This is a genomic window from Enterococcus sp. GPZ-007, from assembly GCF_059374735.1.
Genome location: NZ_JCAFYN010000001.1, coordinates 261,481 through 282,758, shown reverse-complemented (window position 1 = coordinate 282,758; position 21,278 = coordinate 261,481). Strand labels below are relative to the sequence as shown.

Sequence of the window (21,278 nt, the reverse complement as noted above, 5' to 3'; positions counted from 1 at the left end):
AATGAAAAATATCTTATTGGCATGCGGCTCAGGGATTGCGACATCAACAGCGGTGAACGGAAAGATCTCAAAAATTTTGGATGAAAATGGCTACAAAGGACAATACAAAATTACCCAATGTAAGATTTCGGAAGCACCTAGCAAAGCTTCCAACTATGATTTTTTAATCTCCACAACAGTAATACCCAAGGATTTAGCTTGTGAATCTGTTTCGGGTGTCTGCTTCTTGACGGGTGTTAATACGAAACCGACGATTGATCGAATTTTAGGCTTGATGGAAAAGTAACCTGCATTTAAATAATACGAGTAAAGAGAGGGAATAATCATGGATGCTATTATTAAAGTGTTTCAATTTATCCAAGGCTTGGGTGTATCCGTTGTAATGCCAATTGTAATCTTTATCATTGGTTGTGCCTTCAGAACCGGTGTCGGGAAGAGTCTTCGGGCTGGGTTGACTGTAGGGGTTGGGTTTATTGGGTTGAACTTGGTTATTAACTCGTTGTTAGGGACAAGCCTTTCGCCAGCTGTACAGGCGATGGTCGATCGTTTTGGGCTTAGTCTTTCAACCATTGATGTAGGGTGGCCAGCCGCGGCGGCAATCGCTATGGGTTCGACAGTTGGTTTGATCATTATCCCGCTGGGTCTAGTCGTCAATATCGTGATGCTATTTACGAATACGACACAAACGGTCGATGTAGACATTTGGGATTACTGGCATTTTGCCTTTACCGGCGCTTTGGTTGCAATTATTACAGATACGTTGTGGTTAGGGATTGTGGCAGCGGTTGTCAACATGGTCATCATCATGGTTCTGGGAGATGTTACCGCTCCAGAGGTGGAAAAATCGCTGGATCTGCCGGGGGTCTCACTGCCCCATGGCTTTACGACAGCCTATGCGCCAATCGCGATGGTCATTAACAAAATCATTGATATGATTCCTGGTGTACGCGATATCAATATTAATATGGATACGGTTCAACGTCGCTTCGGTGTTTTTGGTGAACCGATCTTAGTTGGAACGGTCATGGGGATCGTAATTGGAGTGATCGCCGGGTATGATGTAACGAATGTTTTAACACTAGGTGTTTCGCTAGGTGCGGTTCTAGTCTTGATTCCGAAAATGGCCGCTTTATTGATGGAAGGTTTGATCCCGATCAGTGACGCAGCCAGTGACTTCATTCAAGAAAGATTCCAAAATCGTGGAAAAATCTATATCGGATTGGATTCAGCTATCGGGGTAGGTCACCCAGTAACATTGGCGATTTCATTTATCTTGGTACCGTTGTTGATTTTCTTGGCAGTTGTTCTACCAGGAAATACGGTCTTGCCATTTGCTGACTTGGCTGTTATTCCGTGGATGTTTGTTCTAATAACACCAATCGTAAAAGAAAATGGGTTTAGAGGTTTGATTGTCGGATTAGTCGTATTAGTATTCGGACTATGGATCGCCACTGATTTAGCTCCGATGATTACGACAGCTGCTAAAAATGTGAATTTCGAAATGCCGGAAGGAGCCTCTCAAATCTCCTCTATCTGTGATGGGGCAAACCCGTTAACATGGGTACTGGTTCGATTGAACGGACTTGGTTATATTGGTACCGGTATTGGGGCAGCCGTTGCATTAGTTATGGCTATTTGGAACCGAAATCGGATTAAAAAAGAAGCGGCTCAAATACACGATGGAGGAGAAGCTGCTTAATTCTTTCGTATGAAAAAAGGGGGAAGAACGAATGAAACGGTTTGAATACGATAAAACATTGTATTTTATAGATGTCCCTGTTACAGGAGTAGTCTCTTTGATCGTTTTCCTCATCGCGGTCAGCTCTGTTATCGCGAATCGAATGCCTGCACTGATGGTTTTTGTCGGAATCGTGGCTTTTTATAGTTTTTGGAATGCGCTGGTTGCCAGAGTGACACCGAAGGAAGTGGATGTCTCCGGTGATACGCTGACGCTGCGTTCATTTAAACGAACAGATGACTATAGCTTACCGCAGTTGAAGAGTTTTAAGATTCGTGAATTTCCATCTGCCGGAAAAATGTTTTTGCGTGTGGATGGTGGCGGCTTGTTGAAAGGTCGTTATTGGCTGAATACGAAAAATTATAATGACGGTCAGGAGCTGTTTCGACTATTGCTGGATATGGAATATGAGAAGCATCCGGAATCGTTGAAGGCACGTGCCAGAAGAGTGAATACTGAATATAATGCACAAGCCAAAAAGAAAAAAGAGGCCAGCTGATGTTAGAAAAAGAAAAAGCAGAAATTATCGCAGCGGGAATAAAATTGGATCGTTATGGGTTGATTTCTTTGTCCGGAGGCAACGTGAGTCTGCGAATCGATGAAGACACATTCTTGGTGACACCTAGTGGAATGATGTATGAAGAGATGGTTCCAGAGGATGTTTTGGTGATGAACCTTGACGGTAAAATCATTGAAGGAACACGTCGTCCAAGTGTCGATACGATCGCAATCTGCTACATTTTCCAGAAAATGCCCGCAGTCAAATCAGTTATCCATACACATCAGCCATACGCAACCGGGATTGGTCTCGTGGTGGATCGAATTGATTGTGATGTGACAACCCTAGCCAACACCGCAAAAGGCCCAGTCAATGTGGCTCCTTATAGTTCTGCGGCTAGTATCGATATGGGCTATGCGGTGGTGGATCATATTGGTGATCAATTGGCTGTCGTACTGAAAAATCATGGTGTCGTAACCGTTGGCAAAAATTTAAAAGAGGCCTTGTATGCGGCGGTCTATTTAGAGGAAGCCGCGAAAACACTATATGTGGCGCATTCCTATGGCGGCGAGATCGCTAAACTAAATGACGAACAGATCCAAACCGCAGTGGAAGTGTTTAAGGATTATGGACAGGTCAAAAGCTGAGCTTGGGGTTTACTATGAACGATGCTGTGGGTAATAAGAAGGGTCTTACCACAAATGAGTATCAACAAGGTTATATATATAGCATGATCGAAACATGAAAAGTCATAGTGAAAATCCTCCTTATTGGTCTTTCGTTATCCAATAATTTATGGTTTTCACTATGAATTTTTTTATCTGCACTCAGATGGGTGAGAATAAGGTGTTTGTGAAACAACGTAACATTTGTTACGAGAAGTGCGTCATTGGAACATCGGATAAAGATGGTCTTGTGAAAAAAATCATTTATTGAAAGCGTTGACTCTCAACGAAATCCCTCTTATGATGACAGTGTGACATATGTTAAATAAAGGAACATATGGTAATGACTGGACGTAATTAAGAAAGATTCGTTATAGGAGGAAATAAAAATGAGTTATTCCGACGATGCACGATTACTGACGGAGATCGCTTCGATGTATTACGAAGAAGGAGCCAAACAATCGGAAGTTGCCAAGAAATTCAATATTAGTCGTTCGTTGGTTTCTAAATATTTAGCAAAAGCTCGTTCCTTAGGTTTAGTAGAAATTATTATTCATGATGATTTGGTCCATCCTTATCGTTTGTTAGAGGAAAAAATAATTGAGAAATTTGAATTGGATGAAGTGATCTGTATTGCACCTGCAGCAGCGGAAATGTTGAACAAACGGATTGGCATCGCAGCTGGCAAATACTTGTCACGAATATTGAAAGGCGATGAAACAATTGGTGTTTCAGCTGGAATGGTGGTCCATGAAGCGGCACAAAACTTTCTGCCGAAAAATCAAATGGAGAATATTCGATTTATTCCCTTGGTTGGCGGGTTGGGGCAGGAGCATACGGCGTTACAGGCTAATGTGGTCTGTGAGATTTTCGCCCGTAAGAGCGGCGGATCTGTGCTGGAGCTGCATGCGCCGATTACAGTAGATTCAGCCGAAGCGAAAAAGGTCTTTATGGCACAGTCCTTTATCAAGAATGTGTTTGATAAAGGGAAAAAAGCAGATATCGCGTTAGTGGGGATCGGCGGTTTACCAGCCTATTCCACCATGACGAAAGCATATTTGCCGAATGAAGAGGTGCCTCTTAGAAAGGAATTATCTGCCGGCAATGTGTCGGGAGATATTTGTTACAACTTTATTGACGAGGAGGGCGAATTAACAGATTGTACCTGGAATGATCGAGTGTTAGCGATCAGTTTGGCGGAATTGAAGCAGATTCCAAAACGTATCGGTGTATCTGGCGGTAAGGAAAAGGTCAGCGGTATCCGAGCAGCGTTAAAGGGAAAATTGGTCAATGTTTTGATCACTGATGAAGAAACAGCGAAGACGTTATTAGACGAAGGATAAATAAAAATGGAGGCGCATAAATGATGGCAGCAACGAAAAACATCTCGATTCCGAATCGAGCAGGTTTGACGGACGAGAACTTGGTAGAGCTTTATCGCAGAATGTGGGAAATTCGTTTCTTTGACGAAAAAGTCGATCAGTTATTTGCGAAAGGTTTGATCCACGGGACGACGCACTTAGCGGTGGGTCAGGAAGCAACAGCGGCAGGCAGTGGAGCAGTTTTAAGAAAAACAGACTGGATCACAGCCACGCACCGCGGACATGGTCAAACGATCGCCAAAGGAACGAACATCAATGAAATGATGGCGGAATTATTCGGTCGGACAACTGGAACCAATAATGGTAAGGGCGGTTCGATGCATATTGCTGATTTGGATACGGGAAATCTTGGCGCAAATGGGATCGTGGGTGGCGGCTTCCCGATTGCCACAGGAGCGGCGTTGACCTCGAAATTGAAAAAGAATGACACGGTTGCTTTAGCTTATGCCGGTGATGGTTCGACCAATGAAGGCAGCTTCCATGAATCCTTAAACTTGGCCTCAATCTGGGCGTTACCAGTAGTCTTCTTTATTGAAAATAATCAATACGGGATGAGCGGACCGTTCAAAACCATGATGAATGTTGATCGATTATCTGAACGAGCAAAAGCTTATGGCATCGAAGGCATTACAATAGAAGGAAACGATGTGATTGAAGTCATCAACACAACTTATGATGCGGTAGAAAAAGCCCGCCGCGGCGAAGGTCCGACATTGATTGAAGCAATGACCTATCGATGGAAAGGTCATTCGAAATCAGATGCGAAGAAATACCGCACGAAGGAAGAGGAAGAAGATTGGCGCAAGAATCGCGATCCGATCAAGTTGGCGCGTGAGAAATTTGTAGCGGCAGGGATTTTCACTGAAGAAGAGGCTGAAGACATTCGTCTAGCAGCGAAGCAAGCGATTGAAGATGCCGTGACCTTTGCGGAAGAAAGCCCAATGCCGGCGATCGAAAGCATGTTTGAAGACGTTTATTCGGATTAGAGGAGGAGCAGAAAATGAGAGAAATCACTTACGCGGAAGCAGTCAGAGAAGCGATGTCTGAAGCGATGCGAGAAGATGAAGATATTTTCATGTTAGGTGAAGACATCGGAGTTTATGGTGGCGCTTTCGGTGTCAGTCGCGGTATGGTGGAGGAATTTGGGGAGGAACGGGTTCGTTCGACACCAATCTCTGAATCCGTAATCGCAGGAGCAGCCGTTGGTTCGGCGATGACTGGTATGCGTCCGATTTTTGAGATTCAGTTTTCAGATTTCATTACGATTGCCTTGGATCAGATCGTCAATCAGGCAGCGAAGATTCGCTACATGTATGGCGGAAAAGCCAAGATTCCATTGGTGATGCGGACTCCTGGCGGTTCGGGAACCGGTGCAGCAGCACAGCATTCACAAAGCTTGGAAAACTGGACAGCCCATGTGCCTGGTTTAAAAGTCATTCAACCAGCGACGGCATATGATGCGAAAGGACTGCTGCATGCAGCGATCGAAGACAATAATCCGGTGATGTTTTATGAGCATAAGTTGTGCTATCGGACAAGTTCGGATGTGCCGGAAGGAAAATATACGATCCCAATTGGTGTAGCCGATGTGAAGCGAGAAGGAACGGATATTTCTGTTGTAGCAACGGGGATCATGGTGCATAAAGCATTGGAAGCAGCGGATATTTTGGCTGAAGAAGGCATTCAAATCGAAGTGGTTGATCCACGGACCTTAGTACCGTTAGATAAGCAAACAATCATTGATTCGGTTGTTAAGACAGGAAAAGCAGTGGTTGTGACAGAAGCCGTGAAGCGCAGCGGATTCAGTGCCGAGTTAGCTAGCGTGATCGCCGAAGAAGAATGTTTTGATTTCTTAGATGCACCGATCATTCGCTTGGCCGGCAAAGAAATTCCGATGCCTTATCATCCAGAGCTTGAGAAAAAAGCAGTGCCTCAAGTAGAGGATATTGTTGAGGCTTGTCGCGGATTGATGGCATAGGGGGGGCGAAAAAATGGCGAATGAAGTATTGATGCCGAAGTTAAGTTCCACGATGGATGTCGGAACGATCACGACTTGGCTGAAAAATGAAGGCGATTCCGTGGAAATCGGAGAAGCGATTTTTGAAGTGATGACCGATAAAATCGCGATCGAAGTGGAAGCCTATGATGAAGGAATTTTACTCAAAAAATATATCGGCGACGGGGATAGCGCACCAGTGAACTCCGTGATTGCCTACATCGGTGAAGCCGGGGAAGACGTTCCCGCGGAGATGCCAGGCGCTGAAGCTGAATTAGAGACAGCAGAAGAAATTAAAGCTGAGGAAGCAGCGGAAACAGTTGAATCCGTTGAAGAAATTACAGCTGCAACAACAAAAGTCCGGGCAACACCAGCAGCGCGCCGGATCGCTCGCGAAAAAGGGATTGATCTGCAAAAAGTGAAAGGCTCAGGACCAAAAGGCCGAATCCAAGCGCTAGATGTGAAAGAGTATCAAGAACCAACAATCGCAGCAGCAACACCAAAAGCGGCTGAAGGTGAACTGATTCCTTGGAGCGGCATGCGTAAAGCGATTGCTGACAAGATGTCGGAAAGTAAACAGACGATCCCACATGTCACAATGAATGCTGAAGTCGATTTGACAAAAGTCATCGAATTACGAAAACAATTATTACCGATGGTAGAAGAACGAACCGATGAACGGTTATCTTTCTTAGAAATTATCGCAAAAGCGGCGATGGTTGCATTGAAAGCGCATCCTGAATTCAACGCGAATGCTTATGCTGAGGGAATCAAACAATTTGATCATATCAATCTTGGCGTAGCTGTTGCTGTGGAGGCTGGATTAGTCGTACCGGTTGTAGAAAAAGCGGATCAAAAGGGGTTAAGTGAGTTAACGGCAGCGGTGAAAGCCGTGACGAAGAAAGCTCGTGAGGGTCAATTGATGCCAGCGGAAATGAGCGGCGGCACCTTTACGATCAGTTCATTAGGCCGCAGCAAGGTTCAAACGTTTAACCCAATCATCAATTTACCAGAAGTGGCAATCTTAGGCGTTGGTGGAAGTTACGATAAGCTAGTGGTGGAAAATACACCAGAAGGACCACAGGTAGCAACGATCACAGCGTTGAATCTTTGCCTGTCCTTTGACCATCGAGTAGCAGACGGCGCACCAGCCGCAGCATTCTTAAGTATGATCGTTGAGTTGTTAGAAAATCCAATGAGCTTGTTGTTGTAGGATGTCAGTTCAACTTTTTGCAGTTTAATAAAAAGGAAGCTACAAGCAAAAATCATGTGAAGTAATTATGGAGTGAATGGTTTAGTTGAATGATATACGGCATTCGAATCGACCTAATTTTTCACCAGAAAAATTATTTCATACTTACGAATAAGGAGTCGTATATATGACGAAAAAAACAGATACAGTCGTGATTGGTGCAGGACCTGGCGGGTACGTAGCAGCCATTCGTGCGGCGCAGTTGGGACAAAAGGTGACTGTAGTAGAAGCAGAGCATATTGGTGGTGTATGCTTAAATGTTGGGTGTATTCCGTCCAAAGCCTTGATCACTGCGGGCTATCGTTACCAAGAAGCACAGCACTCTGACTTTCTAGGACTAAGCGTGAAGGATGCGCAGCTGGACTTTACGAAGACACAGCAATGGAAAGACCAGCAGGTTGTGAAGACTCTGACCTCTGGTGTAGGAATGCTTTTAAAGAAAAATGGCGCAGAAGTGATTATGGGGCGGGCGCAATTTACTGGTCCGCAAAGTATGACGATCACCACGAAAAATGGCGCAGAAAAACTAGAATTCAAGCATGCCATCGTTGCAACCGGCAGTCGGCCGATTGAAATCCCCGGCTTTAAGTTTGAGGGGCGGGTCTTGGATTCCACAGGTGGATTGAATTTGAAGGAAATTCCAAAGAAGCTGATTATTATCGGCGGCGGGATCGTCGGCTCAGAACTGGGTGGTGCATATCGCAACCTCGGTTCGGAAGTCACGATTATTGAAGGTAGTCCGAATATCGTACCAAATTTCGAAAAGGATATTTCCGAATTAGTCGCGAAGCGTTTCAAACAAAATGGCGTGAATGTTTTTACCAATGCGAAAGCGAAAAAAGCCGTTGAAACGAAAAATGGTGTGGCGGTCGAATTTGAAGTTAAAGGCAAGATGCAAACGATCGAAGCGGATTATGTGATGGTCACCGTTGGCCGCCGACCGAATACAGAAAGCTTAGGCTTGGAAAAAGCGAGAGTCAAGCTCACCGAGAGAAATCTAGTTAAGGTCGATGAGCAGTATCGCACTTCCCAGAAAACAATTTTTGCTATCGGTGATATTGTTGAAGGCTTAGCGCTCGCTCACAAAGCCAGCTATGAAGCCAAAGTTGCAGCAGAAGTTATCGGCGGGAAAAACGTTGCGAAGGATTATCGGGCGATTCCAGCCATCTGCTTCACTGATCCAGAAGTGGCAACAGTCGGCTATACGTTAGCGGAAGCAAAGGCAGAGGGAATCAAAGCTAAGACAGCGAATTTCCCGATGCAGGCCAATGGTCGAGCGTTGTCATTGAATGCGACTGAAGGCTTTGTCCGCTTGGTCTTTGAAGCGGAGACCGAATTAGTTTTGGGTGCTCAAATCGTCGGCGTCAATGCCAGTGATCTAGTGGCTGAGATCACTCTGGCAATCGAATCCTATCTGACGTTGGAGGATATTTCCCTAACGATCCATGGGCATCCGACCTTATCGGAAATGGTGATGGATGCCTGTGAAGTCGGGCTGGGAATGCCGATTCATATGTAAAAGAAAAAGTTATGCCAGTTTGATCCGGCATAACTTTTTTTGGCTATTTTTTGCCTAATTCTTCGTCTTTGCGGATCGTGGCATCAATGCCCTTGATGACTGTCGAGATAAAGGCATTATCTTCTAATTCAACGATTCCTGCGACAGTTGTTCCGCCGGGCGAGCTTACTCGGTCAATTAGCGTCCATGGATTTTCATCACTGTTTGCTAAGGTTTGTGCGCTGCCTAGAATTGCTTGGGTCGCCATTTCTAAGGCAATGTCCTTTGGTAAGCCGTTTTTCACCGCTGCGCGCGCAATGGAATCAATAAATAAGAACGTATAAGCAGGCGAACTGCCGGCAATCGCTGTGAAGATGGAGAAGTATTTTTCTTCCAACGGCCATGCTTTACCAACCGCGTTGAATAGATCGATGATCGAAGCGACATCTTCTTTTGTGGCACTTGGATTTCTACAAACCGCCGCCGCACCTTCACCGACCATCGCATTCATATTCGGCATTACCCGTACGATTCGGATTGGCTGCTCGGTCTCAAATACTTCGTAAATTGCTTCCGTGCTGGTTCCAGCTGCAATCGAAACGATCAACGGATCATTTTTCAGGATCGCGTCCTTCGCCTCCAGTAAGACACCTTTAATCACATTGGGCTTGACGGCCAAAATCAACGTATCAACCGTTTGGATAACTTTTTGCGGATCACTCAATGCATGAGCACCAACTTTGTCTGCAAAGGCTTGAACCTTCTCTGTTGAAATATCATATAGATAAATATCTTCGGGCTTGCTGAAGCCTTTTTGAACAATGCCTTCAACGATCGCAGATGCCATATTGCCGGCACCGATAAAACCAATTTTCATAGTAAATCCTCCTTATTCGTTTGAATGAATTAATTTTTCATGGAAAAATTAGTTCGATTCGAATGCCGTATATCATTCAACAAAACTGTTCACACTGTTGCTTTATTCAATTTTTGATACTGAACTTTCTTCTTAAATGAACTGCAAAAAGTTGAACTGACATCCTTATTCGTTTGAATGAATTAATTTTTCATGGAAAAATTAGTTCGATTCGAATGCCGTATATCATTCAACTAAACTGTTCACACTGTTGCTTTACTCAATTTTTGATACTGAACTTTCTTCTTAAATGAACTGCAAAAAGTTGAACTGACATCCTCAAAAGTGTTTGAATCAAATGTATTAATTTCATAAAAATGGTACAATCAATAAAGAAATTATAAGCGGATCGACACTTAATTAAAATAGTGTAGATAAAGAAGAAAGTGTTTGATTCTAAGGTGGTAAAAAAATGGATGTAACGACAACGCAATATGCCAGTTTTTATCAGTTCTTGAGGACGTTGGATTGCTATCTTGGGGACGATGGTCAAATGATCGGTGAAGTGCAACGTTTCGCAGAGAATCCGCAACGAGAGATCGCGGCGTTTGTCACGAGGAAGACGAGTGACCAGATTGAAGTGCCTGCTAATTTTATCCGTATACTGTATGTGATGAAAGGCAATGTGCTTGTTTCCATTGATAGTTCTGAGAAAAAATTGAGTACGGGTGGATTGGTTTTGACGAATGCTGAAACGAAGCTTTCCTATAGTGGAAATGACGAAGCTGAGGTAATCGCCTTTTACTTCAAGCCGAGCTATTTTACGGACTCCTTATTAGGACAATTTTTTGAAGAGCCGCTGCTGTATCGTTTTTTTGTGGAGGCATTGAGCGATGAGCTTGTCGGTATTTCGCGCTTTCTTGTATATGCGTTTAGTGATAACAGTGATGTACATTTTTATGCGTTACTCTTATTGAAACAGATCGTAAAAATGGCATACTTCAATAACAAAGTAACCAAGTCTGCGTTTGTCTTGTTAATTGTCGAGCTCAGTCAGGTCGCACCTGAGCATTTGATTGCTAAGGATAGTTTTGTTTCGAATGGGCAATTGACGGTGGAAGTTTTAGCCTATATTGATGTCCGGTTGGAACAAGTGACCTTAGAAGAAGTGGCGCAAAAATTTCATTTCCATCCCAATTATTTATCCAGTCTATTGAAGGAGAAGACGGGACATTCCTTTACGGAAATCGTCTTGTTGAAAAGGATCGAGCGCTGTAAAAGCTATTTGGAACAAACGGATCTGACAGTGCAGACGATTGTGGAACGCTTGGGCTATAAGGACAAAGCTTTTTTCTACAAACGTTTCAAGCAGATCGAAGGCATTACGCCTCGGCAATACCGAAAAAAATGTGAGAGGAAGAAAACGCATGTATGAAGATATATTTGCTGAAGTTCAGTTGACCGTTGTGGAGCAGCCGATCGAATGGGTTGATAATTTACCACTTTATCGCGGGCATATCAAAGAATTACCATTTATTACGGGGGAAGGGTCCTCTAAAAAAGACCTGTACCGCCAATTGGCAGAACAATATCAAGAATATGCAGCGTTGAACCAGGTTGAGGACAAAGAGGAGGAAATGACATCTTCTTTACTAACCGCGGATCAATTGCTGAAATATTATGATGGCGAGACCTTCGATGGTTTTTCTTTGGGAGATTTATTGAAGGACGAATAGAGCAAGTTTGTATCCCTTTTGAAACGTTTCCAGTAGACTAGAGGAAAAAGGAGCTGAAGAGATGGCAACGATTGAAGAATACATCAATGACGCTGAAAAAGATCAGCAGCCAATGTTGAAAGAGATTTATCAACTGATCAAAGAAATGGTTCCACCAGAAACGACGGAAAAACTCTCTTACGGGATGCCAACATTTCATTTAACGGAAAACTTGGTGCATTTTGGTGCGATGAAAAAGCATCTGGGCTTTTACCCGACGCCTAGCGCAATGGAGGAATTCCAAGAGCAACTAAAGGAGTACAAAACGTCAAAAGGAGCCTTGCAGATTCCTTATACGCAGGAACTGCCGCGGAATCTTATCAAAGAAATGGTGCGTTTTCGCCTGAAGGAAGTGATGGAGAAAAATGCTTAAGGGAATCGAGATCATGTTGTATGTCAACGATGTCGCAGGTTCAGCGGCCTTTTGGCAGGAAGGGTTAGGCGGTAAGATTCTTTCGCAGCAAACGATGCCGGATGGCTCCTTGCAGGTAACAGTAGAATTATTTGATTCGGTGCATTTGATCTTGTTCGATCGCAAATTCATCGAAACTGTTTCCCCTGAAGTCGTCGATAATTTTCCTTCGTTGCTGCTGAAGGTGACAGATTTAGAGAGTTATCACGAACGATTGCAAAAACTTAGTCCGAATGTAAATCCGATCATGGAGCAAGGTGGAAGACGTTTATTCAATTTCGCCGATCCTGAAGAAAATTATTTTGTATTGAGCGAGTGACCTTCAAGTAATTGAAGGTTATTTTTTGTGATCTTAATTGGTTCTCAACACTGCTCATAGAATCCTCTGCTGTTTCTTGGACGAATATCATCAAACTGTTAGTTGATTTAAGTCAAAATACTTGTGAATTGTTGTATTATCTTAAATGGAAAAAGAGCTTTCATTGATTAATTTATTCAGAGGAGAGAACTATGGTACAAATTTTGTTGGGATTGTTAGGGGTCCTATTGGCTTACTATCTTTTTTATTTTATTCGCGATTTGGTTTCATCTCGCAAAAATTGGGGCGGCGGAAACTTTTTAGTTTCGGGCGTAATCGGATTTATTACGGATGCGATGGATACGCTGGGAATCGGCAGCTTTGCGCCGACGACGATGCTGGTGGAAATGACCAAGCAGCTGGACAATGATCGTCAACTGCCAGGAACATTGAACGTTTCTCACACAGTACCGGTAATTATCGAGGCTTTTATTTTCATTACGGTAGTTAAAGTAGCACCATTGACATTATTTTCATTAGTTATTGCGGCGATCGCAGGTTCGTACATTGGATCGAAAACAGTGAGCAAGCTGCCGGAGAAAAAAGTGCAATTCTATATGGGTGTTGCCTTGATCGTCACAGCGGCATTAATGGCGTTAAAACAATTGGGCTTGCTTGATTTACTGGGAACGGGGAATCATTTAACTGGTCTGACTGGCGTACGCTTGATCATCGGGATCGTCGGAAACTTTATCCTAGGCGCGTTGATGACTATCGGTGTAGGACTTTATGCGCCATGTATGGCGTTGGTTTACATGCTGGGCTTGAATCCTTTGGTTGCCTTTCCGATCATGATGGCTTCATGTGCAGGACTGATGCCGGTTGCTGGTGTCAACTTTATTAAATCGGGGGATTACTCTCGTAAAGTCAGCTTGGCCATTACGATCGGCGGAATTATCGGTGTGATCGTGGCGACACGTTTTGTTACTGGCTTGAACATGACTGTTTTAACATGGATCGTGATCGTGGTAGTAATCTACTCAGGGTTCACCTACATCCGCAAAGGCATGCATGAATTTGCTGGAAGTTTGAAGAAGTCTTAGAGAGAAATCTCTAGGGCTTTTTTTAAAAAACGCGTAACTGACTGTTTATTGTGCGGGATATAATAGATAATATTTTTAACAATCTATCTGATGGGAGAAATTATGGATCAGGAATTATTAATCATTGAATTGCTTTCTGCGGCAGAGCCGATTTATGTACAAGCGCAAAAAAATCGTCATAAGAATCTGATCTTTGCCTTTCTATATTCAGTAGTTGTCTGTGTACTGTTTTTCGGGATCGGCAGTTTTATTTATCAACGTTTGAAATGGCAAGATGGAGTGACTGATAGCAATTATTGGCTGCAAAGTTCAGCTGTATTGGGAATTCTAATTGCAGCATTGGCAGTACTGTTTTTCAGCGTAAACGCAATCCAAGGAATTATTCTGCGACGCTCTTTCCAGCGTTTTTTGGTTCGATGTGTTCAAAAGGCAGAAAAATATCCGATCGTTTTTCAAGATGATGACTCTTATTATTTAGCGGAACAATCAGAAAAAACGAAGATTCGATTGTTGAAGGAAGAGTGTATCGAACTATTGACTACGCTTGATGATGCGACGGTTTATTTGGGAAATCGGCAAGTATTCTTTGGCTTTTCGTCTTTGCAGCTATTTGTTTTGACGGACGAACCAACATCAATAACGATGCCCGCTCCAAAAAGCTCAAAGATCAATCGAAAATGGTTAATTCTGCTCCTTTGCCTGGCCTTAGGACTGGCAGGAATCTTCGCTAACCGTCATCAAAATAAATCATCAGAGGAGACGCTTTCGACGACAACCTCAAGTGAGGCACCGCGGTCGAGTGCTGGCTTATTGACACAGCAAGGAACAGCCCCGAATAAGCAAGTAAATCAAGCCAATCAATTGGATTTGAATAATGAGACTCACGAGCTTTATATGACGACCGATGGGGGAGGGACATGGTCGTTTGTACCGCTGAAGCCGGAATGGATGCGTACAGGTCGCTATCTGCTGACCGTTGGTGAGATTCCAATGGGTTATTGGATGGATAAAACCTACAATGTTTCTGCAGATTTTTCTTGGTTCATTTATTCTGAGGATGATGTAAAACTGTTCTTTTTGACTTCACATGATAATGGAAAAACTTGGCAAAAATCCCTCGTAACAGAAAATGTTCGCGGAATACGCTATCGCAAAGCCCAATTTTTTGCAAACGGCAGCGGAATCTTAGCGTATTCAAATATTGGTGAGGCAGGTTCTACTGAGGGAGTAGAGGTCTTTCGAACCATGGACTATGGAAAAACTTGGTATACCGGTAACCGTGCTAATGTGGCTCAACCTGTACAAAATATCAGTTTTGTCGATCCGATGTTAGGTTTTGTTTCAACACGAGAAAAAATCTATTACACGAATAATGGCGGCGAGACATTGAAGGAAGCGGTAGTGACGATTCCGAAAGAATACCAAACAGGCGGTCTGGATATTTTCCAATCACCTAATGAAGTCGCACAGATTAGTACCAATCAGCTAGAAGCAAAATTCTATTTATTGAAAATGAGGGGGATCGATCAAGGCAAGATGTTTGCTTGTTTGTATCGCTCTTCCGATAATGGTGAAACATGGCAGTTTGCGGAGCAGCTGTCGGAGGTAAAACCGACTGAATAATTTTTTCCTTTTATAAAGGTAGCGACACTTTCTTGCTTGAGGAGGTGTCTTTTTTTCAAAGGATTTCGTTTGAAAAAAACAAATGTGCTGTTTACAATAGGAACGACCTAATAAAGAGGAGCAATGTTATGGAATTAACGAGTGAGGATTTTCAATTGTTTGAGCGGGATTTTTTTGCATTCAAGCAATTGAAGGAGAGATATTCTAACGAAGCAGTTGAAGAAATAAAGCAAGGTTATAAAGAGCACTGGCAAAAGTGGAAAACGCTGCAGCAAACCGTTGCCCAAGCATTACCGGAAGATTATCAAATGGATAAGCCTAAAATTGAAAGCTGGACCAATGGCTGGAATCTACGGAGTCATTTTTGGAGTGCTTATCGCGATCCCCTGCAGCTCAATCAAAATGCTTGTTTGGCGGTATTATTGAACAAAAAGCAATTTCAAGTGTATTTAATGTTCCAACATTACAAAAGTGAAGAGCGCAATGGCAGTCTGGCGGAGTATAATGGATTGCTGGATATGCTGCAGGCTTGGTCCAAGGCTGTAGACATCAAAGATTACTATATCTGGCCGCAAGTCGAGCATGAACTGACGGATCATCTGCCGTTGACAGAATTTCTAGCGGATCCCTCGCAGCCTGAAAAATTGCGACTAGCGATGGAGGGACGGAGTTTTCAATTGGGAAAATTATTTTTTAAAACGACTAGTATCCCCAATGTCGCTGAAGCAACGGTCCAAGCAATGAAAGAATTAGCGCCGTTGTATTTTATGTTAAATCAGCCAGATTGATTTATGAGAGTTCTTTCAAAATTTTTTAACAAGTGCTGTGAAATAATCCGTCAGCGCTTATAATGAATCCGTAACAAGTAAAGGAGCGCTATATATGAAGGAGTTAGATCTATCTAAATCTTTGTTCGACTTAGTTACTCTTTATCCCGAAATCAAGGATTTAATGTATAAATTGGGTTTTGAAGCAATCGCAAAGCCGGGCATGCTGCAAACAGCCGGTCGCTATGTAACAATTCCCAAAGGAGCAAAAATGAAGCACATTCCAATGGAAGAAATTATCAAGGAATTTGAAGCGAACGGGTTTACAGTGAAAGGAGCAGTCTAATGGAACGAACAAGAGAACAACGCCAAGAAAGAATTGTCGAGATTTTGTCACTGCTGCACCAAGGCGGTTCATTTGAAGAAGCGAAGGAGCTTTTTAATCGAGAATTTGATGGTGTCGACGTGACGGAGATCACGGCAGCGGAAAAGGCCTTGATCCAAGGAGGCTTGAATCCGCAAGAGATCCAAAAATTATGTAATATCCATGCGGCGGTTTTTAAGGGGGCCATCAATGAGATCCACCGCTCGAATTTAGAACATGCACAGCCGGGACATCCAGTCCATACCTTAAAACTGGAAAATCAAGTTTTGCAATCCTTGTTGACCGATGAAATCGATGGTCTGTTAATCAAGATCAAAGCTGGTGACTGGTCACAGAAGGAACGTTTGCTCAATGCTTTGACCGATTTGCTGCAGATCGATAAGCACTATGCCCGCAAAGAAACACTGATTTTTTCTTATATGGAGAAATACGGCATCACCGCGCCGCCGAAGGTTATGTGGGGTGTGGACGATGACATTCGTGATCAGATCAAAGCATTGATCCAATTGGTCCGTTCAGAAAAAGCAGCTTATAATCCTATCGCGGAAAAGTGGGAAGCGGTCAAAAATGAGATTGAAGAAATGATCTTTAAAGAAGAAGAGATCATGGCACCGATGACACTCGATGTATTCAGCCTGAAAGACTGGGAAAAGATCGCCGAAGACAGCTTTGATATCGGCTTTGCATTTATTCCTGAACCATTGCCATGGAAGGCTAGTCAAGCTTCCTTGGAAAAGGAACAAGAACGGGAGCCGGCTCGGCAATTAGCGATCCAGCAAGCCAAGGAAACAACGGAAGGAATCGCGGCGGGTTTGGCGGCCGAAGCTGAGGAAGCCGCGCCAGAGGAGCACTATGATTGGGAAGAGCAAGCCTCCAGCGAAACGATCGTACTGCCGACAGGTACATTGAAGCTGCAGGAAATGATCGCCTTGTTCCAAGTTTTACCGGTAGATCTAACGTTTGTTGATAAGGATGATCGCGTTCGCTTCTTCTCAGAAGGCAAGAGCCGGGTCTTCCCGCGGACCAAATCAGTGATCGGTCGCGAGGTCGTGAATTGTCATCCGCCTAAAAGTATGCACATCGTTGAACAGATTTTAGCTGATTTTCGTTCTGGCGCACGGAGCGAGGCTGATTTTTGGATCGACCTGCGGGGCAAAAAAATCTATATTCGTTACTTTGCCTTGAAAGATGAAGCGGGCGACTATCTCGGTTGTTTAGAGGTCACCCAAGATATTACGGATATCCAAGCGATTGAAGGCCAAAATCGTCTATTGGAAGGGAAAACAGAATAACATTTAAAGCGAAGAGCGCTCAGAATTCTGAGGGCTCTTTTTGCTGTCGATAATGATTGACAGTAAAAAAAACAGCTATTTATCCGAAAAAGGCCTCTTCTTGATACTAATCAATTATTTTCCGCGGGGATCTTTGTAAACTGATAGAGAAAAGAAGAGGAGTGAGAAAAATGAAGTTTCAGAAAAAAATATTGGCTCATAAGACTGCAATTACATTTATCAATGCGTTTTTTATTGTGTTGGCATTAGGTGCTAAATTTTTGTTCCAACAAAACGCAGTCTATGATATCGGGATGGCCCTCGCCTCAGTTTTTGGGGTCTTACCAATCGCTATCCAGGCATATCAAGCGGCTAAAGTCAAAGTTGTCAGTATCGATTTATTAGTGACGATCGCCGTGATCGGCGCCTTTATTATTGGCGAATACAATGAATCAGCGATCGTCACCTTCTTGTTCCTATTAGGTCATTTACTTGAACAAAAAACGTTGGAACACACGCGCTCAGCGATTCAACAATTGGTGAAGCTTGCCCCGGCAACCGCCTGGAAGTTAGTCGGGAATGAAGCGGAGGAAGTCGACATTGATGAAGTCGAGGTGGGTGATCAGCTACTAGTCAAGACCGGTGCTCAAGTGCCGGTAGACGGTTTAGTCATCGAGGGGACCGGCTATCTTGACGAAGCCAATGTCACCGGGGAGTCAAAGCCGGTCTTCAAAGAGCATAAGGCGCAAGTATTTGCTGGAACGATCTTGGAGAATGGCACGCTGAAAATCGAAGCGCAGCGTGTGGGAGAAGATACGACCTTTGGGAAGATCATCGAACTAGTCGAAGAAGCCCAAGACAGCAAATCATTAGCCGAACGGTTTATTGATCGTTTTGCGAAGTATTATACGCCTTTGATTCTCGTTTTAGCCTTGATCGTCGGGCTCGTGACTCAAGATGTTCGATTAGCCATCACGATCCTGGTCCTGGGCTGCCCCGGAGCTTTGATCATCGGTGTTCCCGTGTCTAATGTCGCCGGGATCGGAAATGGTGCGAAAAACGGTATTTTGATTAAAGGTAGTGAAGTGATGAATACCTTTAGCCATGTGAATACGATGGTCTTTGACAAAACAGGAACCTTGACCAACGGGAAACCAAGTGTCGCCTTTGCGAAATTCTATGAGGATCACCCTAAAGACTACTTAAGTCTGACTGCAGCGATTGAAAGTGAATCGGATCATCCGCTAGGCAAAGCAATCGTCGACTATGCGCAGCAACAAGGTAAGAAAAAAATCGCAGCGATCAATGTTTCAGATACAGCTGTGGTGAAAGGAAAAGGAATGGCGGCGACAGCGGATGGTGTTCGCCTGACGATTGGGAATAAGGCTTTGATGCAGGAACAAGCAATTGCCATTCCAGCTGAGATTCAACAGGATGAAAACACCTTGCAGCTGCAGGGCAACTCGGTCGTCTTCGTAGCAGTAGAAAAACACGTAGTCGCTTTGATCGGGATCAAAGATCAAATTCGTTCAGGTGCCGCTGATACCTTGGCGATGCTGAAGAGTAATGGAATCAAGCGGCTGATCATGCTGTCAGGCGACAATCAAACGACTGCCGAGATCGTTGGTAAGGAACTAGGGTTGTCTGAAGTGCATGGCGGATTGTTGCCGGAAGAAAAATCGGCTTTCATTCGTCGGTTACAAGCAGAAGGAGAAGTCGTCGCCTTTGTTGGTGATGGGATCAATGATAGCCCATCGATCGCCTTAGCTGATATCGGGATTGCAATGGGAGGCGGAACAGATGTCGCGGTGGAAACTTCGGATGTCGTGTTAATCCAATCAAAATTTGAGAACTTGGTACACGCCTATCGTTTAACCAAAAAAACCGTACTGAACATGAAAGAAAATATTGCTATTGCGATCGGGACGGTACTATTTTTATTAATCGGGCTGATCTTCGGCTATGTTTATATGGCCAGCGGCATGTTCTTCCATGAGTTGAGCATCCTGATCGTCGTCATAAATGGTATGCGCCTGCTTTCTTTTCACACAAAAAGTTCAAAACTTGATAGAAATCAATTTGTTGAAATGGAAGAAACAGTAGAATAAGGGTGTCAAATAAAGAAGGAGGAATCCATTATGGAAAAGGTAATTATTCAACTAGGGACATTGACTTGTCCATCATGTATGCAAAAAATCGAAAATGCGGTAGGACAGCAGGCTGGAGTCGATAAGGTAAAAGTTTTGTTCAATGCCAGCAAGGTCAAAGCAGAAATCCAATCAGACCAAACCAGTCCAGAAACCTTGCAAAAGGTGATCGAAGACTTAGGCTATGAAGTAGAAGCTATCAAAGTAAAGGAGCTCTCATAAAATGAATGCAGAAGAAAAATACCAAGCGGAACAAATCCAAAGTGACAAGGATCATCATACACCGACAGCGGGGGCGATGATCAGTCACATCTTAGCGAACCTTTTTATCCAACGAGTAAAATTGCGCCAAGCAGCTTACTACCTGACAGGCGAAGTCCGGGGCTTTGCTGAGCCAAAACTGACACAGATGATCGCGGAGGAAGACCAGTTGTTCGACGAATTGAGCCAAGGGGTCTTAGCAGAGGGGGAACTGGTTCCGACAACGATTGAAGAGTTCACCAACTATGCCATGATCAAAGAGAGCGGAAAATTGAAGTATGAAGCAGCTGAAACGATTCTAGCTGAAATCGTGGCTGATTTAGCAACCCAAAATCTATTCATTACACGAGGGATCGCGCTAGCTGAGAAGGAAGCGAAGTTTGGATTAGCCGAATTTTTGAAAAAGCTTTATACTTGGATTAAGCAAGAGCAGCTGGTTTGGCAACGTTACTTAGGAAATGACGTCAAGCAAGCTGATGAAGAAGATGACGACGAGTAATTGAAGCTAGAGGAGGATTTTCATGAGTCAAGAACATTTATGTGTCTCTTTGGTCCCATTATTCAACCATTTGGATCAGGACGATCAAAAAAAGATCCATGCCTTGGTCAATCATCGGATCGTTGATAAAGGGGAGCAAATCTTTACTCCGGATGGGGAAGAGCAGCTGGTGATCGTGGCTCGTGGAAATATGAAAGTTTATCAACTTTCCTCCAACGGCAAGGAACAAGTTCTGCGAGTGGTAGAGCCCGGCGGCTACGAAGGGGAGAACCAATTATTCGGAGTCCGCAATGACGTGTTGTTTGGCGAAGCGCTGGAAACGACGGAGGTTTGTATCCTCAAACAACAGGATTTTTCTGATCTGCTGTTAAAGTATCCACAGTTGAGCCTCAAATTATTGGAGATCAATGCGGCGAAGTCGGTGCGGACCGAGCAGCAAACCCAATTTCTAATGATGGAAAAAGTCGAAGAACGTTTGGCGACTTATTTGTTAGATCTAGCCAAAGCAACGGGGAAAAATGCATTCGATCTGCCGATGAAAATGAAGGAACTGGCCCTGTTTCTAGGAACGACACCGGAAACCTTATCCCGCAAGTTCAAGCTGTTAGAGAAGGAACAGTTGATCCGACGGGAAAAACGTCATGTCGTTTTACTGGACCCAGACGGATTAGAAGACTTATAAAAATAGAAAAATCAGGTTTAACGCGTGGACGCCGCGTTTCAAACCTGATTTTTTTGTTCTTTAAGGGAGTATAAAATTTTCACATGCAAAAAGCTTATGAGAGCAAGGGTATCCATGTCCGGCTTCACGAACTAACTTTTCTACGCAAGCTACGCATACAGTTGCTGCT

General features: G+C 43.7%; 23 protein-coding genes. 22 read left to right on the top strand and 1 reads right to left on the bottom strand.

What is annotated here, in order from left to right:
- The first annotated feature begins 1 nt into the window (after window position 1).
- The 9 genes from AC4J95_RS01350 to lpdA all read left to right on the top strand — a co-directional run bounded on the left by AC4J95_RS01350 (window position 2) and on the right by lpdA (window position 9,051).
- Window positions 2-286, top strand: coding sequence for a PTS sugar transporter subunit IIB (locus AC4J95_RS01350; RefSeq protein WP_316402287.1), 285 nt, complete (start codon window positions 2-4; stop codon window positions 284-286).
- A gap of 39 nt (window positions 287-325) precedes the next feature.
- On the top strand, window positions 326-1,699 hold the full coding sequence (locus AC4J95_RS01345; RefSeq protein ID WP_494548290.1) for a PTS galactitol transporter subunit IIC: 1,374 nt from the start codon (window positions 326-328) through the stop codon (window positions 1,697-1,699).
- Between the two features lie 31 nt (window positions 1,700-1,730).
- Window positions 1,731-2,237 carry a hypothetical protein gene (locus AC4J95_RS01340; RefSeq protein ID WP_316402289.1) on the top strand — a complete coding sequence of 169 codons (507 nt, stop codon included), beginning with the start codon at window positions 1,731-1,733 and terminating at the stop codon, window positions 2,235-2,237.
- The gene (locus AC4J95_RS01335) at window positions 2,237-2,884 is read left to right on the top strand and encodes a class II aldolase/adducin family protein (RefSeq protein WP_494548289.1); all 648 of its coding nucleotides are present in this window, start codon (window positions 2,237-2,239) and stop codon (window positions 2,882-2,884) included. Before AC4J95_RS01340 ends, AC4J95_RS01335 begins: the two co-directional genes overlap by 1 nt.
- A gap of 407 nt (window positions 2,885-3,291) precedes the next feature.
- The gene (locus AC4J95_RS01330; RefSeq protein WP_316402298.1) at window positions 3,292-4,245 is read left to right on the top strand and encodes a sugar-binding transcriptional regulator; all 954 of its coding nucleotides are present in this window, start codon (window positions 3,292-3,294) and stop codon (window positions 4,243-4,245) included.
- Between the two features lie 20 nt (window positions 4,246-4,265).
- The gene (locus AC4J95_RS01325) at window positions 4,266-5,270 is read left to right on the top strand and encodes a thiamine pyrophosphate-dependent dehydrogenase E1 component subunit alpha (RefSeq protein ID WP_494548288.1); all 1,005 of its coding nucleotides are present in this window, start codon (window positions 4,266-4,268) and stop codon (window positions 5,268-5,270) included.
- A gap of 14 nt (window positions 5,271-5,284) precedes the next feature.
- Entirely contained in the window at window positions 5,285-6,262 is a 978-nt protein-coding gene (locus AC4J95_RS01320) for an alpha-ketoacid dehydrogenase subunit beta (protein WP_494548287.1), read from the top strand.
- 13 nt (window positions 6,263-6,275) lie between these two features.
- Window positions 6,276-7,493 carry a dihydrolipoamide acetyltransferase family protein gene (locus AC4J95_RS01315; protein ID WP_494548286.1) on the top strand — a complete coding sequence of 406 codons (1,218 nt, stop codon included), beginning with the start codon at window positions 6,276-6,278 and terminating at the stop codon, window positions 7,491-7,493.
- 166 nt (window positions 7,494-7,659) lie between these two features.
- A complete protein-coding gene (lpdA, locus tag AC4J95_RS01310; RefSeq protein WP_494548285.1) occupies window positions 7,660-9,051 on the top strand; it encodes a dihydrolipoyl dehydrogenase in 1,392 nt (463 codons plus the stop codon).
- Between the two features lie 43 nt (window positions 9,052-9,094).
- Here lpdA and proC read toward each other — a convergent pair whose 3' ends face one another.
- Window positions 9,095-9,907: a pyrroline-5-carboxylate reductase gene (proC, locus tag AC4J95_RS01305; protein ID WP_494548284.1), complete on the bottom strand. Its 813-nt coding sequence runs from the start codon at window positions 9,905-9,907 to the stop codon at window positions 9,095-9,097.
- 451 nt (window positions 9,908-10,358) lie between these two features.
- Here proC and AC4J95_RS01300 point away from each other — a divergent pair, with 451 nt between their 5' ends.
- The 13 genes from AC4J95_RS01300 (at window position 10,359) to AC4J95_RS01240 (ending at window position 21,109) form a co-directional block, all read left to right on the top strand.
- A complete protein-coding gene (locus tag AC4J95_RS01300) occupies window positions 10,359-11,321 on the top strand; it encodes a helix-turn-helix domain-containing protein (RefSeq protein WP_494548283.1) in 963 nt (320 codons plus the stop codon).
- Window positions 11,314-11,622, top strand: coding sequence for a hypothetical protein (locus AC4J95_RS01295; protein ID WP_316402305.1), 309 nt, complete (start codon window positions 11,314-11,316; stop codon window positions 11,620-11,622). The genes AC4J95_RS01300 and AC4J95_RS01295 overlap by 8 nt, the downstream gene beginning before the upstream one ends.
- Window positions 11,623-11,683: 61 nt before the next feature.
- Window positions 11,684-12,034 (top strand): iron chaperone, encoded by a 351-nt coding sequence (locus AC4J95_RS01290; protein ID WP_316402306.1) that lies wholly within the window; start codon window positions 11,684-11,686, stop codon window positions 12,032-12,034.
- Window positions 12,027-12,392: a VOC family protein gene (locus AC4J95_RS01285; protein WP_316402307.1), complete on the top strand. Its 366-nt coding sequence runs from the start codon at window positions 12,027-12,029 to the stop codon at window positions 12,390-12,392. The genes AC4J95_RS01290 and AC4J95_RS01285 overlap by 8 nt, the downstream gene beginning before the upstream one ends.
- Before the next feature lie 191 nt (window positions 12,393-12,583).
- Window positions 12,584-13,474, top strand: a complete 891-nt coding sequence (locus AC4J95_RS01280; protein ID WP_316402308.1) for a sulfite exporter TauE/SafE family protein — start codon at window positions 12,584-12,586, stop codon at window positions 13,472-13,474.
- A gap of 102 nt (window positions 13,475-13,576) precedes the next feature.
- Window positions 13,577-15,097 carry a WD40/YVTN/BNR-like repeat-containing protein gene (locus tag AC4J95_RS01275; protein ID WP_494548282.1) on the top strand — a complete coding sequence of 507 codons (1,521 nt, stop codon included), beginning with the start codon at window positions 13,577-13,579 and terminating at the stop codon, window positions 15,095-15,097.
- A gap of 128 nt (window positions 15,098-15,225) precedes the next feature.
- Window positions 15,226-15,885 (top strand): HI_0552 family protein, encoded by a 660-nt coding sequence (locus tag AC4J95_RS01270; RefSeq protein ID WP_494548281.1) that lies wholly within the window; start codon window positions 15,226-15,228, stop codon window positions 15,883-15,885.
- Window positions 15,886-15,979: 94 nt separating this feature from the next.
- Window positions 15,980-16,210: a DUF1858 domain-containing protein gene (locus AC4J95_RS01265; protein ID WP_494548280.1), complete on the top strand. Its 231-nt coding sequence runs from the start codon at window positions 15,980-15,982 to the stop codon at window positions 16,208-16,210.
- On the top strand, window positions 16,210-17,541 hold the full coding sequence (locus tag AC4J95_RS01260; RefSeq protein WP_494548279.1) for a DUF438 domain-containing protein: 1,332 nt from the start codon (window positions 16,210-16,212) through the stop codon (window positions 17,539-17,541). Before AC4J95_RS01265 ends, AC4J95_RS01260 begins: the two co-directional genes overlap by 1 nt.
- A gap of 170 nt (window positions 17,542-17,711) precedes the next feature.
- Entirely contained in the window at window positions 17,712-19,628 is a 1,917-nt protein-coding gene (locus AC4J95_RS01255; RefSeq protein WP_494548278.1) for a heavy metal translocating P-type ATPase, read from the top strand.
- Window positions 19,629-19,658: 30 nt separating this feature from the next.
- On the top strand, window positions 19,659-19,889 hold the full coding sequence (locus AC4J95_RS01250) for a heavy-metal-associated domain-containing protein (RefSeq protein WP_115873091.1): 231 nt from the start codon (window positions 19,659-19,661) through the stop codon (window positions 19,887-19,889).
- 1 nt (window position 19,890) lies between these two features.
- Window positions 19,891-20,427, top strand: a complete 537-nt coding sequence (locus AC4J95_RS01245; RefSeq protein ID WP_494548277.1) for a ferritin-like domain-containing protein — start codon at window positions 19,891-19,893, stop codon at window positions 20,425-20,427.
- A gap of 22 nt (window positions 20,428-20,449) precedes the next feature.
- Window positions 20,450-21,109: a Crp/Fnr family transcriptional regulator gene (locus AC4J95_RS01240; protein WP_115873093.1), complete on the top strand. Its 660-nt coding sequence runs from the start codon at window positions 20,450-20,452 to the stop codon at window positions 21,107-21,109.
- Window positions 21,110-21,278: the final 169 nt, after the last annotated feature.